The 16738-nt window shown below is 67.1% G+C and carries 10 protein-coding genes and 1 pseudogene; 3 read left to right on the top strand and 8 right to left on the bottom strand.

What is annotated here, in order from left to right:
* Positions 1-46: 46 nt before the first annotated feature.
* The 8 genes and pseudogenes from JL11_RS13580 to JL11_RS13615 all read right to left on the bottom strand — a co-directional run bounded on the left by JL11_RS13580 (position 47) and on the right by JL11_RS13615 (position 12242).
* Positions 47-3256 (bottom strand): discoidin domain-containing protein, encoded by a 3210-nt coding sequence (locus JL11_RS13580; protein ID WP_054766118.1) that lies wholly within the window; start codon positions 3254-3256, stop codon positions 47-49.
* A gap of 152 nt (positions 3257-3408) precedes the next feature.
* Positions 3409-4224: a carbohydrate ABC transporter permease gene (locus tag JL11_RS13585; RefSeq protein ID WP_054766119.1), complete on the bottom strand. Its 816-nt coding sequence runs from the start codon at positions 4222-4224 to the stop codon at positions 3409-3411.
* 163 nt (positions 4225-4387) lie between these two features.
* A complete protein-coding gene (locus JL11_RS13590; RefSeq protein WP_054766120.1) occupies positions 4388-5320 on the bottom strand; it encodes a carbohydrate ABC transporter permease in 933 nt (310 codons plus the stop codon).
* Positions 5317-6585, bottom strand: a complete 1269-nt coding sequence (locus tag JL11_RS13595; protein WP_054766121.1) for a sugar ABC transporter substrate-binding protein — start codon at positions 6583-6585, stop codon at positions 5317-5319. Before JL11_RS13595 ends, JL11_RS13590 begins: the two co-directional genes overlap by 4 nt.
* Positions 6582-8051: a glucoamylase family protein gene (locus tag JL11_RS13600; RefSeq protein ID WP_054766122.1), complete on the bottom strand. Its 1470-nt coding sequence runs from the start codon at positions 8049-8051 to the stop codon at positions 6582-6584. The genes JL11_RS13595 and JL11_RS13600 overlap by 4 nt, the downstream gene beginning before the upstream one ends.
* A gap of 75 nt (positions 8052-8126) precedes the next feature.
* The gene (locus JL11_RS17755) at positions 8127-10049 is read right to left on the bottom strand and encodes a TonB-dependent receptor domain-containing protein (protein ID WP_197273307.1); all 1923 of its coding nucleotides are present in this window, start codon (positions 10047-10049) and stop codon (positions 8127-8129) included.
* A 155-nt stretch (positions 10050-10204) separates the two neighbouring features.
* Positions 10205-11128 (bottom strand): annotated as a pseudogene (locus JL11_RS18265) (carboxypeptidase regulatory-like domain-containing protein); the annotation flags it as partial.
* A 28-nt stretch (positions 11129-11156) separates the two neighbouring features.
* Positions 11157-12242: a LacI family DNA-binding transcriptional regulator gene (locus JL11_RS13615; protein WP_197273308.1), complete on the bottom strand. Its 1086-nt coding sequence runs from the start codon at positions 12240-12242 to the stop codon at positions 11157-11159.
* Positions 12243-12547: 305 nt separating this feature from the next.
* Between JL11_RS13615 and JL11_RS13620 the strand changes: the two genes are divergently transcribed.
* The 3 genes from JL11_RS13620 to JL11_RS13630 all read left to right on the top strand — a co-directional run bounded on the left by JL11_RS13620 (position 12548) and on the right by JL11_RS13630 (position 16726).
* A complete protein-coding gene (locus tag JL11_RS13620) occupies positions 12548-15199 on the top strand; it encodes a TSCPD domain-containing protein (protein WP_054766125.1) in 2652 nt (883 codons plus the stop codon).
* 57 nt (positions 15200-15256) lie between these two features.
* Entirely contained in the window at positions 15257-15751 is a 495-nt protein-coding gene (locus JL11_RS13625) for a pentapeptide repeat-containing protein (RefSeq protein ID WP_054766126.1), read from the top strand.
* A gap of 81 nt (positions 15752-15832) precedes the next feature.
* Complete coding sequence (locus JL11_RS13630; protein ID WP_054766127.1) at positions 15833-16726, top strand: pentapeptide repeat-containing protein; 894 nt, start codon at positions 15833-15835, stop codon at positions 16724-16726.
* Positions 16727-16738 lie beyond the last annotated feature (12 nt).

Genomic DNA, 16738 nt, shown 5'->3' on the forward strand with positions numbered 1-16738 from the left:
GGCCCTCCGGGCCACCTTCTCCCAATGGGAGAAGGAAGACCTTTCGTCAGCGCATCTCCACCCGTCGCGCGCCTGCCGGGATCGCCAGCTCGTCATCGGTCCATTGCGCGGCCCGCCCGTCGATGCGCACCCGCTCCGGCCGCCCCTCGCCCGCCGGCCATTGCAGCACATAGCCCCCCGGCGGCGTCGCGCCCTCGCCCAAGGTCAGCACATAGGCCGCCCCCTGTTTGCGATAGGCGTAGGTCAGCGCCCCATAGGCAGTGCGCAGATCCTTCACCCCCACGCCCTGGGCCGTATCCAGCCAAACCTGAGGCACGCCCGCCGCCAGCACCAGGGCGTGGTCGCGGTCCCGCTCGTAGGCGAACAGGTCCAGAGCCGAGCGGATATAGTCGGAGCTGATCCAGGCGTGGGGCATGTCACCGATGAAGCGCGGCTCGCGCTTGTCGCGCCCCACCACCTCGGCCCAGCCGTTCCAGGCCTCGGGCCGGCGGTCGGCCATCAGGAAGTCCAGCACCGCCAGGGCGCGGTCCTTCTGGCCCAGCCGCACATAGGCGCCGACCAGCCGCCATTCGTAGGGGGTGTAGTCCTTCCACCCCGTGCGATTGGTCAGCCGGTTCTGGAAGTTTTCCCAATAGAGGTCGAAGGTTCTCGCTAGAAGTTTCGGTGGAAGATTATCCTTCTCGCCCGCCGGAGACAGGGCGATGGTGGTCGAGGTGGCGTCGAAATCGCCCCGGTCGGCGGCGCCGGCGATCCAGTCGATGTCGTGGTGAGCGGCCGTCGCGACGATCGAGGCGCGGATGTCGGCGGCGAACTGATCCCGCGCGGCGGCGTAGCGGGCGGCGGCCTCGGCGTCGCCTAAAGTCTCGGCGATGAAGACGGCGTCCTTGTAGCCCAGCAGGCCCCAGAAATCGTCCCAGTAGGAATAGGCCGCCTTGTCCGAATAGCCCTCGTGGCTGATCGTCGGGGGCAGCAGACCGTACAGGTGGCGCTGGTCTGGGGCCTGGAAGGCGGCGGTGCGGGTGGAGGCGCGCAGTTCGTCCATATAGGCGATCGCCTTCTGGACCTGGGGCCAGACCTGACGCAGCAGAGCCTCGTCGCCGGTGTAGCGATAGGTCTCGGCGGCCAGGAAGATGAACTCGCCGTGGCTGTCGTTCTCGGGCACCGGATCGGCGCCCCGCGCGTCGACGCAGCAGGGAACCTTGCCGTTTTCAAAGACGTAGGGGGCGTACCAGCGCAGATAGTCGGCAGAGTGCTCGGCCATGCCCAGCCGGTTCAGCCCCTCGGCCATCATGGCCCCGTCGCGGATCCAGGAACGGTTGTAGCTGCGGGTGCCGGGCTGGAGGATCGGCCCCTGACGCGACATCAACATATGGGCCAGTGAGGATTTCAAAGCATCCTCGATCCTTTGGGCGGCGGGCGGCAGGGTCAGGTCCACCCGGTCCAGCTTCTCGCGCCACTCCGCCGCCAGCGCCTGCTCGGCCTGATCCAGAGCGGCGACGCCCTGCCCGGCCTGCGGCTGGGGCGTCTCGCCCGACAAGGGCGACAGGAAGCCGAAGGTACGCGTCTCGCCAGGCTGAAGCGTCACCTCGTACAGCAGGGCGCCGGCCGGCAGGTCCGCGGCGTCGGAGACGGCGACCGGCTCACCGGCGGGCCGTCGCGCCGTCGGCAAAATCAATGATTGAGGATCGGCCCCGGCGTCGAAGCTCGAAGCCGCCACAGCGTCCGGCGCGGTCAGGGGCTGGACCCGGACGTCGTCGTTCAGCGTCAGGCTCGCGCCGTCCCAGGCGATCCGCTCGACCGGCGCCACGCCCCCCGGAATGGCCAGGAACTGCACCGGCCCATTCACCTGGAACGGCCGCGCCGTCAGGGCCAGGGTCAGGCTGCGCGGCCGGTTGGAGGTGTTGGTCAGGTCATAACGGCCCCACAGCCGCGCCTGGTCCGGCGTTCCGACGGCGAAGCTGGTGATCTTCAGCGTCCAGTCGTCGGCGATCCAGGTTACCGAGGGAATGGGCAGATCGCCGTCCTTCAGCCCCTGTTCGATATTGACGTCGGCCCAAGTGATCAGCCGGCCGTTATCGACGACGAAGGGTTCGATGCTGGGGCCCGCGCGGCGCAGTTCAATGGCGCCGTCCTCGCCGATCAGGCCGCTCTCGCCGCCGCCGTCCACGCCGACCAGGGTCCAGTAGGGCTGTTCGCCGAAGAAGCCGCGCGGATAGAGGCCGCGCAGGTTCTCCTTGGCCACCGCCTCGACGAAGGCCGTGGCGTCCTCGCCGAAGGCCAGGGGTTCGACCTCGATCTCGTTCAGCGCATAGGTCGTCGCCTGCCCCGCGCCCAGCCGCTGGCCGGCGCCGGACGAGCCGACGACGTCCGAGGCGGGGACCGGCTTCAGCGGCTCCAGCCGCAGCCAGCGGGCGCTCGTCTCGGGCGTGCGCAGCCAGTCGACGCCGCCGTTGCCGCCCTTCACGGATGTCAGCTCACGCCAGTCGCGTCCGTCGAGAGACGCTGAAATCCTATAGTCCGCCGCCGCGCCCCGCTCGCCCCAGCGCAGGGTCAGGCCGCCGAACTCGCGTTCGTATCCCAGATCCAGGGTCAGGGCCGACGGCTCGCCCACAGGCGGGGTCCAGGCGGTCTTCGGGTCCAGGTCGACGGCGTTGGCGGCCGTCGTCTGCGCCCGCCCATCGGCGGCGATCGGCTGGGGCGGCGCGAGGGGCTCGACCGGCAGGGCGCGCAGGCTCAGTTGATCGATCTCGACCGCGCCCTTGCCGCCCTCGGCCGCCACCACGACGAACTCGACCCGTTCGGCGCGGCGCAGCACCGTCTCGGGGCTGGGCCCCCAGGCCTTGGACACCTGGCGGCGTTTGATCACGAACTTCGTCCAGCCGTCGGGGAAGTCGTAGCGCGCCGTCTGTCTCCACCAGACGTTCTCGGCCGAGGCGTCGGTCAGCTTGACCTCGAACGTGTTGACCGGCCCGGCGCCGCGCACCCAGAAGCTGATCTCGTAGTTGTCAGGCAGGTCGAACGGCAGCGGCCGGCTGAGCACCGCATAGCCCGCCTTGCCGTCGAAATCATAATCGAGCCGCACGGCCCGACCGTCATGCCCCGCGACGGCGGAGACGGCGGCGTGGACGTCGGTCGAGACGCTGGCCTGCCACCGCGAGGCGTCGTCCATGCTGTCGAGAACGCGCGTGTCCTGGGCGACGGCGGGGACGGCCATGAGGGCGGCGCTGAGTGCGAGGATGGAGGTCAGGATACGCATTGGATGACTCCAGCTTTCCCTCTCCGCGTCATCCTCGGGCTTGTCCCGAGGATCCAGACTCCCGGTATTGGACGGGGTGCATAGGGCGGCCGCACCGGGAGTCTGGATCCTCGCCACAAGGGCGAGGATGACGGCGTAGAGAGACGAGAAATTTACCCCTTCACGCTGCCCGCGAGCATGCCGCGGATGTAGTAGCGTTGCAGGGCGAGGAAGAGGATCAGCACAGGCGCGACCGTGACGACCGCGCCTGCCATCATCAGTTCGACATCCTGGACATGTTCGCGAGAGAGCGCCGCCAGGGCGACAGGCAGGGTGTAGTTCGACTGGTCCGTCAGGATGATCAACGGCCACAGGAAGTCGTTCCAGCTGCCCAGAAAGACGAACAGGCCCAGGGTAACGATGATCGGCTGCAGCGTCGGCAGGACGATGCGGCGGAAGATCTGGCCTTCGCTGGCCCCGTCGATGCGGGCCGCCTCCAGCATTTCGTCGGGAATGCTCAGCGCATACTGGCGCACCAGGAACAGGCCGAAGATCGAGGCCAGCCAGGGCACCAGGGCGCCGGCGTAGGTGTTCACCAGCCCCATCCCCTTCAGCATCAGAAACAGCGGCAGGGTGCCGATCTGGGCCGGCACCACCAGGGCGGCGACCAGGAACTGGAACAGGCGTTCGCGCCCCGTGAACTTCAGCTTGGCGAAGGCGTAGCCGGCCGGGACGGTGAAGCTGAGCGCCAGAAGCGTCGCCAGGGTCGCCAGGGCGAAACTGTTCCACAGATAGCGGCCCATGCCCTGGTTCAGGAACAGGTCCTGATAGTGCTCCAGCGTCCAGCGCGACGGGACCAGGGGCGGCGGGAAGGTCGCGGCCTCACCGGTCGGCATGAAGCTGACCGACGCCATCCAGACCAGCGGGAAAAGGACGATGAGGGCAATCGCGGCGACGGCGAGGTTGAGGAGGAGGCTCCTGATCTTCATCGCACCGCCTCCATTCCCGTCATCCTCGGGCTTGTCCCGAGGATCCAGACTCCCGGTGTTTGAAGGGGGAGCATACTGCGGACACACCGGGAGTCTGGATCCTCGCCACAGGGGCGAGGATGACGAACTCTCAGAGCGCGAGACTGACGGCAGGACAACCCCATCACTGGTACGCCCCCACCCGCTTGGCCACGGCCAGCTGCACCAGGGTGATGGCCAGGATGCACAGGAACAGGACGAAGGCGACCGCGCTGGCGGAGCCCAGGTTCCACCATTTGAAGCCTTCCTCGTACATGAAATACAGCACCGTCACCGTGCTCTGGGCCGGGCCGCCTTGGGTCATGACATAGGGTTCGGCGAACAGCTGGAAGAAGCTGGCGACCGAGATGATCGAGACCAGCAGCATGGTCGGGGCGATGGCCGGCAGGGTGACGTGGCGGAACTGTTTCCACGGCCCGGCGCCGTCGATGCGGGCGGCCTCGTACAGGTCGTCCGGCACGGTCTGAAGCACGGCCAGGAAGATCAGCATATTGTAGCCGAAGATCTTCCAGACCACGAACATCAGGATGGCGGGAATGGAGGTCGAGGGCTGGCCCAGCCAGTCGACGGCGGGCAGGCCGATGCTCTCCAGCCCCCAGTTGATGACGCCGTAGCGGGTGTGCAGCAGATAGCGCCAGACCACCGCCGTCGCGACCAGGGTGGTGACATAGGGGGCGAAGAACATGACCCGCCAGATCGGCCGCCACTTCACCACCCGCGCGTTCAGGACCACCGCCGCCGCCAGGGAGGCCGCGATGGACAGGGGCACGCCCAGGACCGCGAAGGTCAGGGTGTTCTTCATCGCCCCCCAGAACAGCGGATTGGTCATCAGCCGCTCGTAGTTCTGCAGACCGACGAAGCGCAGATTGTCGAGGTCCGCCAGGGCGTAGATGTCGAAGTCGGTCAGGCTGAGCAGCAGGGCTGCGATCACCGGAAGGGCGAAGAACAGGCCGATGGCGATCATGGCCGGGGCGACGAAGCCCCAGGCGGCGCGTTCGCGGGCTGCGAGGCCACGCGACGGTCTCGGCTGGACCAATGTCGGATCGGCGACGGTCATACGGCCCTGCCCTGCTCCATCATCCAGCGGCGCTTCTCCAGCAGTCGATCAGCACGGCGATCGATCTCGGCCGCCGCAGTCTCGGGCGTATATTCGCCGCGCACCATCCGTTCGGCGACGATCTGCATCTCTGTCACGATCCGCTCCCATTCGGGAACCTTGGGCACGGCCTTGGCGCGTTCCAACTGGCCCCGGAAGGGCGCCAGCATAGGGTCGCGCTCGACCTGGGCGATGTCCCAGGCGCTCTTCCGCGCCGGAAGATCGCCGACGATGGTGTTGAACCGAGCCTGCACCGCCGGCTCGGACAGATAGCGGACCAGGGCCCAGGCCGCCTCCTGATGCGGCGAGGATTGGAAGACCGCCAGGCTGGAGCCGCCCGGCGCCGAGGCGCCCAGGCCGTTCGGCCCCGGCACGCCCGCCGTGGCCCAGCTGGACTGAAACGACGTCGGCAGACGGCTGCGGAAATCGCCCACGCTCCACGGGCCGGAGAAGTAGAAGCTGAAATAGCCGCGCGCGAACTCGGTCCAGACGTTGGAGATCTGCGCCGCCGACGCCAGGGGCGCCAGGCCCTCGGCGAACAGGCTGCGATAGAAGGCCAGGGCCGCGATGAAGCCAGGGTTGGAGAAGTTGCCGCGCGTATTCCTGTCCCGCAGCAAGGGCTCCTCGGTCTGAAGGCCGAAGGTCAGAAGCTGCTCGAACTCGTTCAACGGAAGCAGGATGGCGTAGTTGTCGCCGCCCGCCACGCGCTTGATCCCGTGCATGGCCCGCTTCCACTCGGCCCAGGTCCGAGGCGGCGCGCCGAAGCCCGCGCGGGCCAGAAGGTCGGTGCGATAAAACAGCAGACGCGTATCGACGTACCAGGGCGTGGTCATGGCCCGGCCGGCCACCTCATTGGTCTCCAGCACCGCGTTGAACTGATCGGTCAGCAGGTCAGCGGCGGCCGGTGGGGTCGGCGACAGGGCGCCGATGGCGGTCAGTTCCGACACCCAGGTATTGCCGATCTGGCTGACGTCCGGCAGGGAGCCGCCAGCATAGGCTGTCAGCAGCTTCTCATGCGCCGCCGTCCAAGGCAGGGGCTGGACCGCGACGCGGACGCCGGGATTGCGCCGCTCGAACTCGGGCATCAGCTGGCCCACCGTCCCGCCCTCATTGCCCATGGCCCAGAAGCGCAGCACGGTCTCGCCGTCACGACGCGGCGTGCAGGCCGCCGCCGCCCCGCCCGCCAGCAGCGCCAGGGCCCCGCGTCTGTGCGGGCCAGAGGTCATGCGTTCAGCCAGCCGCCGGTGAAGCCCGCTGTCTCCAGAGCCTTACGGATGTGCGGCTCGCCGCGCATGTAGCGCCAGATGAAGTCGGAACGATGGTTCTCGGTCATGCCGACGATGGGCCCCTGGTCGATGCCCAGATAGTCGTCGGCGACCCAGCCCACGCCGTCAATGATCTTGCCGTGCTGCAAGGGCCCGTCGCGCTGGGTCAGGGTCGGGTTGAAGCTGTCGAGGAAGCCCCATTCGGTATAGATGCCCGCGCCGAACCGGCTCTTCATCGCCTTGATGCAGGGCACGACGATCTCGGGCGCGAAGGCGATGGAGCTGGCCGCCGCCGTGGGAGCGATGGTGCCGTCGTCGCGGTCGCCGGGGCCGCGCGCTGAATAGCTGAAGAACTCGCGCTCGACGCCGTTGATCGTCTGTTTGAAATCGCCCGGCCCGTCGCAGGCCGTCAGGCCCCAGGTCTCGGACGAATAGCCGACCCACTGGCCCGGGTTGTCGTGGCCGTATTTCTGCTGGGCGTAGACGGCGCGGCGGCTGTTTTCGAAATAGTCGAGATGTTCGCCCAGCTGAGCCGTCTGACCGCGCATCCAAGCGTCCTGAATTCCGCGGAAGTCGACGTACATATGGCTGTACTGGTGGCCGAAGATCGGCGCGAAATTCAGGTGCCAACTGCCCCAGCGGTCGGTCCAGCTCTCGTCATAGCTGGCGGCCCATTCGTGCCAGACATTGACCGAGACCGGATGGGTCGGGCTGCCGATGGCCAGCAGCAGCACCAGCATGCCCTCGTTATAGACGTGCCAGTCCGACGGGATGAAGCCGGTCTCGGGGTGCCAGCCCATGGTGATCCGATTGTCGCGCACGACGGCCCAGTCCCATTCGATCCGTTCATACAGGGCCTGGACCCGGCTGCGGATCTCGACCTCGTCCGGGTGGTCGCCGTCGAAATAGCGGGCGGCGAACAACATGCCGGCCATCAGCAGGGCCGTGTCCACGGTCGACAGCTCGTTGGTCCGGTAGCGGTGGCCGGTCTCCATGTCGAGGAAATGATAGAAGAAGCCCTTGTGCCCCGCCGTGCCGGTCGGCTCCGGCCCCTGGGGCAGGCTGTGGAAATAGCGGACGGTGGTCAGGGTCCGCTCGCGCGCCTCGGCCCGGCTCATCCAGCGGCGTTCGACGCCGATGGGCCAGCAGGTCAGGGCGAAACCGACCGCCGCAATAGAGCAGAAGGATTTGCTGGGCCAGCGATCGGGCGTCAGGCCGGTGGCCCGGTCCGTGACCTTTTCGAACCAGCGGAAGGTGCGTTCCTGAAGCTCATCGACCTCGCGGTCCAGCCGCAGAGGCCGGCGCTGCGTGCCGTTTACCGCCCCAGTGACCGCCTGCTGCGCCGCCGCCTCGCCCACAACGAGGCCCCCGACCGCCAGGGCCGCAGCCCCTGCCGTGGTTCGCATCAGGAAGTCTCGGCGGTTCATAGGCACGCTCACTGAATATCTGAAAAATGAAGGCCGCCTTCCACGCAAGCGGAAGGCGGCCCAGGCTCAGGGTGGTTAGAAGGAGTAGCGCAGACCGACCTGGAAGCTGCGGGTCGGCGTGAAGACTCCGGTGCCAGCGCCGAAGCGCGGGCTGGTGTAGCTGCCTTCGAACGAGCTGTAGTTGGTGAAGTTGAACAGGTTGATGGCGTCAGCAATGAACTCCACTCGCTGTCCGCCAAACACTTCGAAGGCCTTCGTCAAGCGCAGATCCACTTGCCGATAGGCGAAGTTCAGGCCCGGCAGGAAGGCGCGCTTTTCGGGGTTCCCGGCATTCCAGCAGATGTTGGGACCACCCGCCGGCGCGTCAGGGCAGTTGAAAACATTATACGGCAGGCCTGAACCCAAGGTCACGATGCCGGACAGCAGGAAATCGGCCGGCAGACCCAGGGTGCCCGAGGCGACGATGCGGTGCCGCTCGTCCGTCGCCGATCGATATTCCGGCGATTGGCTGGGGACATTGTAGTCGAAGTCGAAGGCCGCATATCCGTTGTCACGGCTGCCGTTCTGGGTCGCGTCCATATAGGTGTAGGCCAGATTGAAGCCCCAGCCGTCCTGAGCGTTGTACGGCTTATCAGCGGTCAAATAGATCGCTTTATAGTCGCGTTCCTTGTCCGTGTTCTGGAAGAAGATGGTGTTCCGGAACTGCGGGAAGCCGACCGAGGTGGGCGACGGTCCGTTGAAGCGACCACCCGTCTCGGTCAGGGCGTTGGCGATGTACCAAGCAGATTCACCCTCCGTATGACCGGCCGCGAATGTAAGGGCCGTCTGCCATTGGCCGAACTTCTGGCGCACGCCGATATTGAACTGATCGGTGCGCGGCGGTTCGAAGTTGTTCTTGACAAGGAAGACCTCTCCGGCGCCCGGCGACGCGGCCAGCAGCGGATCAAGGCCGGCCGGCGTCAGATAGGCTGGGTTCCAGGCTACCGTCTGCTGCCCCCCGACGAGGCCGCCGGTGTTGGAGAAGTAGATAGTCTTGTTGAACTGGAACGGCTTGAACCGTTCATCGAAGGCGAAGTTGAAGCCGATCCGGTCGTAATAGCGCCCTGCACCGCCGAACAGCACAGTGCGTTCGTCGCCGAAAACGTCATAGGAGAAGCCGAAGCGAGGCTGGAAGGCGTCCTTGAAAGCAGGACGATCACCGTCGGAAATATAGTCAGCCGGATTGAAGTAGGACGGGAAATCGTAGCTCGGCAGGTTCTGAATCGCCGCCAGCATGTTCCGAATGGAGTCCGGCGTCCGGTAGTCGTTGTTGACCGCGTTGTCCTCGTAGTCCCAGCGGATGCCTAGGTTCAGTTCCAGCTTGTCGGTGATCTGCCAGTCGTCCTGAATGTACAGTCCGATGACATTGTTGTCAGCGTCAGCGGGAGGAACGGCCACGCCGAGGTCAACAGAGACCGGAATGGTTCGGCTTCCGTTGATTTCAGGACGCGCCTCGATGTCGTAGGTGAAGGTCGGGTTGCGGCCGAAGTCCTTCTGCACGAAGTAATTCTGCATCGAATACTTCGCACCCATCTTGATGGTGTGGGTACCCATCCAGGACAGGTCGGGGATAGTCAGGTCGTTCCGGATCGTCGTGCTCTTCTGCTCCAGGAACTGAGAGTCCGCGCGACCGCCAGCCGTGAAGACCGTCGCCTCGCGGTTGTTGATGCTGTACTGGAAGCCGGGCGTCGTCGGACTGTCGTCCCGGAAGATGACATACCGGCGGCCGTAGTCGCCGCCGTTGATCACCGACTGCTCATAGCTGGACTGCAGGTAATCGATCGCGAACTCATTCAGGAAGCGATCGCCCTGGTATTGGTGACGCAGGTTGAACGCCTTGTTCTCACCGCTGTTGCGCGCCGCGCGGCTGGGGGCGTTCTGGCCGCTGGCCCACGGATATCCTCTTCGGTCTTGTACTCGGCGCTGAGTTCCAGACGCTGCCGGTCGTTGATCTGCCACGACAGCTTGCCGAAGAAGATGTCCTGTTCATACGGCGTCGAGGTTGTGCCCAGATCGGCGGCGAAGAAGTCATTGTATTCCGTGCGGTTCAGGAAGGACTGCGAAATCCGGTCCTCATCCTTGCGCTCGTAGGCGCCGAAGAAGTGCAGACGATCCTGGATGATCGGGCCACCCAGGCTGGCGCCGTATTGCAGTCGCTTCAGCGGCGCCTTCTCGGCTCCACGACGTTCCGAAATCTCATCCTGAGCGATCCAGTCGGGATCCTGATAGAAGACGAAGGCGTCACCGTGGAACTCGTTCGTGCCAGAGCGGGTCACGGCCGTAATGATGGCCGAACCGGCCTGTTCATACTCAGCCTTGAAGTTTTGGCTGATGACGCGGAACTCCTGAACCGCGCCCTGCGGGAAAGGGGTGCCGCGGCTGTCGTCCTGACCAGCCACGCCGCCGTCGTTGATCAGGGATTTTCGGTTCTGACCGTCGATGAAGACGTTGATGGCCTGAGCCGTCTGACCACCGGCCGAAATGGTCCGCTCCGTATCGTCTTCGCGAACACGCAAGCCGGGGGCCAGGGCGGCGAAGTTCAGGAAGTTGCGGCTGATCTGCGGCAGGTTGTTGATCTGCTGCTGGGTCACATTGGTGGCGACTTCGGGCGTGCGGACTTCAAACACCCGACGGCCGGTCACGACGATGTCGCCCAGCTCGGTCGCGCCGCTGGTCGCGGGCGCGGTCGAAGCGGCGGCGACGTCCAGATTGAGCGTGCCGACCTGGCCCAGGGCCAGGGTGACGGTTTCTTCAGCCGTCTGGCCGTCCGCGCTGGTCACTTGAACGCGATAAGTGCCGGGACGGAGACCGGAAAAGACGTAGCGGCCGTCGGCGCCGACGCGGGCGCGCGCCACATAGCCGGTCGCCACTTCCGTGGCTGTGACTTGCGCGCCGGCTTCAGCGGTCGCGCCGTCGTAAACGGCGCCGCGGAGCGTAGTCGTTGCGTTTTGCGCGGTCGCCGCCCCAGCGAAACCGGCCGCGATGGCCAGAGCCGACGCGGCCGCCAAGGCGGTGCTGCGTGTATTGAACTTTCTCATCCTGTTTTCCCCTCCTGATGGGCCCGTTTCACAACGGCTGTGCGGTTGGATTGACGGTGGTCGACCCGGCGGTTTCAGCCGCCGCGGTGGATTGTCGTTCGACCAGGAGCGGCCGAACGATTTCGCAGGCGGAATCCGGCGCCCCGTTCGGGCCGGCCTGGACCAGGCCGATCAGGCGCTCCACGCCCCTTCGGCCCATTTCCGCAATATTCACTCTCAACGTAGTCAGGGTCGGCCGGACCAGGGCCGCCAGCGGCACGTCGTCGAATCCGATCACGGCCACGTCCTCAGGGCAGCGCACGCCCGCCTCCTGGAAGGCCAGCATGGCGCCCAGGGCCATCATGTCGTTGGCCGCGAACACCGCGTCGGGGCGCTGGTCCAGAGCCAGCAACCGGGTGGCGGCGCGATGCCCGGCCGCCTGGGTGAAATCGCCCTCGACGATGATCGGTTCCTGGTCGACCAGGGCGCTGGCGTAGCCTTCGGCGCGGATGTCCGCCTCCAGGTTTCCGGCCGCGCCCCGAATGTGGGCGATGCGGCGCCGGCCCGTCGCGCGCAGATGCTCGACCGCCGTGACGGCCGCCCCGTGATTGTCGATCGCGATGGAGGGGCGGCCCGCCTCGTCCAGGCCGCCGTTCATCAACACCACCGGCATGCGGCCCGCCACGTCGGCGGCCAGGTTGGCGGCGCGCAGATGGGGCGACAGGACGATCATTCCATCGACCCGACCGCGCATCGATCGCAGGGCGGCCAGGGTTTCCTCGGTATCGCCGTGGGAGCTGGATACGATCAGATGTTTGCCGTGCGCGCGGGCGGCTAAATCCATGCCGCGGATCAGCTCGGAGAAGAACTCGCCGTACAGGTCCGGCAGGATGACGCCGATCGTGTCGGTCCGACTGGTAGACAGGCTGCGGGCGCCGACGTGAGGCACATACCGGAGATATTCGACCGCATCGAGCACCCGACGCCGGGTCGATTCCGTGATGGCGTCAGAGCCGTTAAGCACGCGCGACACTGAGGCGACGGACACCTGCGCCCGCTCCGCCACGTCACGGATCGTGGCGGCCTTGGCGGCCGGCGCATGTCCGTTAACGGCTGACGGGGTGGAGACGTCCACGGTTTCCTCTCTGAGCGTTCATCGTGCCGGCCCACTTATCGAAGGTCCGTCGATAACAAATGTAATCGGTTACATGACACAGGAGGCTCAGTCACCGCAAGCGGCGAGATGTCGCCCCTTCTCGATTTCTCCTCCCCCGACGGGTGTTCCCGTCCAGGCTTCGGCCGCCACCGCCCCTGGGTGCGATCCCTGGGGTCGGGCGGCATGATCCACCGCGAATTCAGCGGTTGATAACGACTACATCTAGTAGCGCGGGTCATCGCGACACCGTAATCTGGCGCCAGCTCTAAGGGGAGATGCGGTTTATGCGCTTTCAATCCGGCTTCGTCGCTCGCGCCGTGCGGGTCGCGATGGAGACCCGCGCCATAGAGCGCCCCTTCCTGGTCCAGGAGGTTCTGGCGCCCGCCGGCTGGTCCGACGCCCGGATCGAAGCCTGGCTGGACTGGGGCGATTCGCTCTCGCCCCCGCCGTCCGTCGCAGGCGGCTGGCTGAACGGCGCGCCGGACGCCTGGGCTGGGCGTTTGGCGGCCAAGGGATTGGCCGAGGGCGTCTTTGCCGACACCAAGGCGGCGGGCGCCTTTGCGGCGGAGCTGGCGGCTACGATGCAGCTCGGCCTGGCGACCCCGGTGGGACACGCGGCAACGGCCGGCGTCGTCGACCTCGCCGATCCATCCGCCGCCGCCCGGCTTTCCGCCCACAGGGCCGATCGGACGACCCAGCGGCTGGCGCGACAATCAGCGGAGGCCCTGACCGACGCCCTCTGCGCCGTCGCCGACGCGGTCGATCGTTGCGAGGGGGCCCGGGGGGATTGCGCCGACCCGATGCGAAATCCCGCGCTGGGCCGGGCCGCCGCCGCCGCCCGCGGCCGCGGGGCGACCGACGCCGACATCCTGCGCGCCGTCGATGGTGAGCGTCCCAGCCTGACGCTTCGCCCCTTGGCGGACGGTGCCCAGCTGGTGGTCCTGGCCGACCGGACCCAGACCGCCGCCGGCTCCCCTGAAGTTCTGGCCGCTGCAGAGGCCGCCCTGGACGGCGGCCTGGTCGTCGTCTTCGACCCGCGGGACGCTGAGGTTCTGGCCGAACCCGCCGCCAATCGGGTTCTGATCGACCTGGCTGCGGTCGCGACCCTGAGCGATGGGACGTTCGATCTTCTGCCCGATCTGGTTCGTCTGTGGGTGACGGCCCTGGACCTCCAATCGGACGACGCCGTGCTCGCGCTGGGACTGGAGGGGCTTTTGGACGCCCTGGCGCCGCTCGACGGCGATCCCGCCGCCCGCGCCGAGGCCTTGGGCGCCCTGACGGCGTCGGTCGCAGTCCAAACCTCGGTCGAGCTGGCGCGGCTGCGCAGTCCCTGTGGCGAGTGGGAGGGTTTGAAGGCCCAGATCATCGACGTCGAAAAGGCGCGCCGCGACCGGCTGTCGGCCAATCCCTCTCCCCTCGCCGCCCAGGCGATCGAGATTCTGGATCGGACGTCCGGTCCCCGCCGCCACGTCGCCGTGGATCTGTTCGTTGACGACGCCGAGGCCCGCCTGCGTCTCGGCCGGGGCGCGCCCGCCGTCGTCGATCTATTCGAGACCGCAGACGGTGGGATCGGTCGCCGCCTGGCCCCGGCCCTGGCCGCCGCCCTGGTCCGCAGCGGTGGGGACGTCCAGGCGGCCGAGCGTCGCCTGTTCGGCCGACGCACCCTGGTCGAGGCGCCGGGCGTGGATCATTCCGCGCTTCGCGCCTTCGGCTTCACCGATGTGGAACTGGCCGCCGTGGAACAGGCTCTGGGTGCTGCGGAAAGCTTCGACGCCGTCTTCACCGCACCCGTCCTCGACCCCGGCTTCATCCGCGACGTTCTGGGACTGGAAGACGGCGACGGCCCCTTGTTGAACCTGCTGGGGGTGCCCGAAGAGGCTGAGGCCGCTGCGGCTCAATGGGTGTTCGGCCATGGTCATCTGAGGGATTGGGAGGGCGCGCCGACCGACCTCGCAGCCCTTCTCGCCGATCCCGCCGGCTTCGAGGGTCGCCTGCGTCTGGCGCTCGAACCCTTCAGCGACGCCCCCGACATCGCGCTTGAAACCCTCGACTGGCGCGCCACCGCCGCCCAGGCCGCGCGCACGCTCAGCCAGGCGGCGGATCACGGACGGCGCGCCATCCGCCTGAACCGCGCCGCGCCTCCCCCCGGCCCTCTGCTGACCCTGCCCAAGACCGACCCTGCGCCGCGCTTCGAAGCCGCACCCCAGACCGCCGCCGCACCCGCCCCCAAGGAGCGGATCATCGAACGGGTGGTGGAACGCGAACGCGCCCGCCGCAAACTGCCCGACCGTCGCAAGGGCTATATCCAAAAGGCGGCCGTAGGCGGCCACAAGGTCTATATCCACACCGGAGAATATGAAGACGGCGAATTGGGCGAGATCTTCATCGACATGCACAAGGAAGGCGCCGCCTTCCGCAGCCTGATGAACAACTTCGCCATCGCCATCTCGATCGGCCTGCAATACGGCGTGCCGCTGGACGAGTTCGTCGACGCCTTCGTCTTCACCCGCTTCGAGCCGGCGGGACGGGTCACCGGCAATGATTCCATCCGTTCGGCGACCTCGATCCTCGACTACATCTTCCGCGAACTGGGCGTCTCCTATCTGAGCCGCCAGGAACTGGCCAACGCCCAGGCGGATCACACCCAGGGCGAGGGCCAAAACTGGGGCGAATTGGGCGATGGAAAGCCCAAGGACGGCGAGGCCGTGCCCGCCGCACGCTTTATATCCAAGGGGTTCGCGCGCGGCTCGGCGCCGGACAATCTGGTCGTCGTGCCCTTCGGCCGCAAGCTGGAGACGGAGCCTCGGCCAGGCGGCGAGACAGAGGCGGCGGCCTGTCCCTCCTGCGGGGACTTCAGCCTGCAACAACGCGGCGCCGGCTGGACCTGCGACACCTGCGGCGCGGCGCCGGCCCTGCAAGGCGGGGATCAGGGCTAAGTTAACGGGTCGCCCCTAGGCTCAGGATCAATGCGACGCCTTCGCCGGAGCGACCCCATGTCCCGCCTGACCGCCCTTTCCCTCGCCGCCGTCCTGTTCGCGACCCTGGCCGTCCCCGCCTCGGCCCAGAACGCCGGTCAGATCGCTTCGGTGCGTCGGGGCGCTTCCTGCGCGGGCTGCAACCTTTTTCAGGGCGACTTTTCCGGGCTTGAGGCGCGGGGCCTGAACCTGTCGCGGTCGCGTCTGCGCCAAGCCGACCTGAGCCTGAGCGTGATGAACCGCACCCGCTTCTCCAACGCCGATCTGCGCGACGTGGACGCCTATGGCGGGGTCTTTTCCGGCTCCAGCTTTTCAGGCGCGAACCTGACCAACGCCAGTTTCGTCGGCGCCTATCTGCAAGGGGCGAACTTCGCAGGGGCCACGCTCCAGGGAACCAATATCTCCGGCGCCGATCTGTCGCGCGCCTCAGGTCTGACGCAGAGCCAGCTCAATCGAGCCTGCGGCGACGGCTCCACCGTCCTGCCGCACGGCCTGCGTATTCCGGCCTGCTGAAGGCCGCCAATCTTGCCGGCATTTAACGAAATTACCTCGATTTAAGTAGGTCCGGTCACGGTTTCAGGGCATTCAGGCGGTGTGAAACAGATCATCCGCCCTACCCTTTCGGTCCTTTTGCCCGCCCTGGCTGCGGCGAGCGGCCTTCTGCTGGCGCCGTCCGCCTTCGCCGGCGTCGAGATGACGGTGCAAGATCGCGACGTGGCCCGGTCAGTCTCGCTCGGCGGATCCTGCAATCGCTGCGAGCTGTCGGGGCGCAATCTTTCCGGTGCGACCTTCACCGGCGCCAGCTTCATGAACGCCACCCTGGTCGGCGCCAATCTGCGTGGCGCGGAAATGGTGGGGTCGAACTTCACGGGCAGCGACTTCAGCCGCGCCAATCTGACCGGGGTCGAGATCGTCGGCGCCGACTTCACCTCCACCAGCTTCGCAAACGCCGTCCTGACGGGAGCAGAGGCCCAGGGCGCCTCCTTCGTGCGCGCCAACCTTTCCCGCGCCAACCTTTCCGGAGGCGAGTTGCACGGGGTCAATTTCAACGGCGCCACCCTGATCGAGGCCGACTTTTCGGGCAGCGAGCTATTCGGCGCGACCCTGGCCAATGTCCGCGCCGCCGGGGCCGATTTCAGCGATGCCGAGATCAACGCCTCCAACCTGACCCACGGGGACTTCACCGGCGCCTCCTTCCGGGATTCCAGCCTGGACGGCGCGCGGCTGACCGGCGGCGTCTTTAGCCGGGCCGACTTCAGAGACGCCTCCCTGCGGCGCACCGATATTCGAGGCGCAGATTTGTCCGGCGCGCGCAATCTGACCCAGGATCAGGTGCGGGAAGCCTGCGGCGATGGATCGACCCGCCTTCCCGGCCGTCTGACGGCCCAGGCCTGCCGCGGCGCAATCCGCGTCATCCGCGCCGTTCCCGCGCCGCCGACGCCGCCCGCGCCGCCGCGCGTCCGCAACTTCGTGACTGCAGACCGCTGACGCCCGGCTGAA

Origin of the sequence: Brevundimonas sp. DS20 (assembly GCF_001310255.1) — a bacterium.
GTDB classification, from domain to species: domain Bacteria; phylum Pseudomonadota; class Alphaproteobacteria; order Caulobacterales; family Caulobacteraceae; genus Brevundimonas; species Brevundimonas aurantiaca.

Excerpts from the sequence above, each read along its gene's own strand:
- JL11_RS13625 (WP_054766126.1), top strand. The coding sequence starts at position 15,257 with ATGTCCCGCCTGACCGCCCTTTCCCTCGCCGCCGTCCTGTTCGCGACC.
- JL11_RS13600 (WP_054766122.1), bottom strand. The coding sequence starts at position 8,051 with ATGAACCGCCGAGACTTCCTGATGCGAACCACGGCAGGGGCTGCGGCC.
- JL11_RS13585 (WP_054766119.1), bottom strand. The coding sequence starts at position 4,224 with ATGAAGATCAGGAGCCTCCTCCTCAACCTCGCCGTCGCCGCGATTGCC.
- JL11_RS13620 (WP_054766125.1), top strand. The coding sequence starts at position 12,548 with ATGCGCTTTCAATCCGGCTTCGTCGCTCGCGCCGTGCGGGTCGCGATG.
- JL11_RS13590 (WP_054766120.1), bottom strand. The coding sequence starts at position 5,320 with ATGACCGTCGCCGATCCGACATTGGTCCAGCCGAGACCGTCGCGTGGC.
- JL11_RS13580 (WP_054766118.1), bottom strand. The coding sequence starts at position 3,256 with ATGCGTATCCTGACCTCCATCCTCGCACTCAGCGCCGCCCTCATGGCC.
- JL11_RS13595 (WP_054766121.1), bottom strand. The coding sequence starts at position 6,585 with ATGACCTCTGGCCCGCACAGACGCGGGGCCCTGGCGCTGCTGGCGGGC.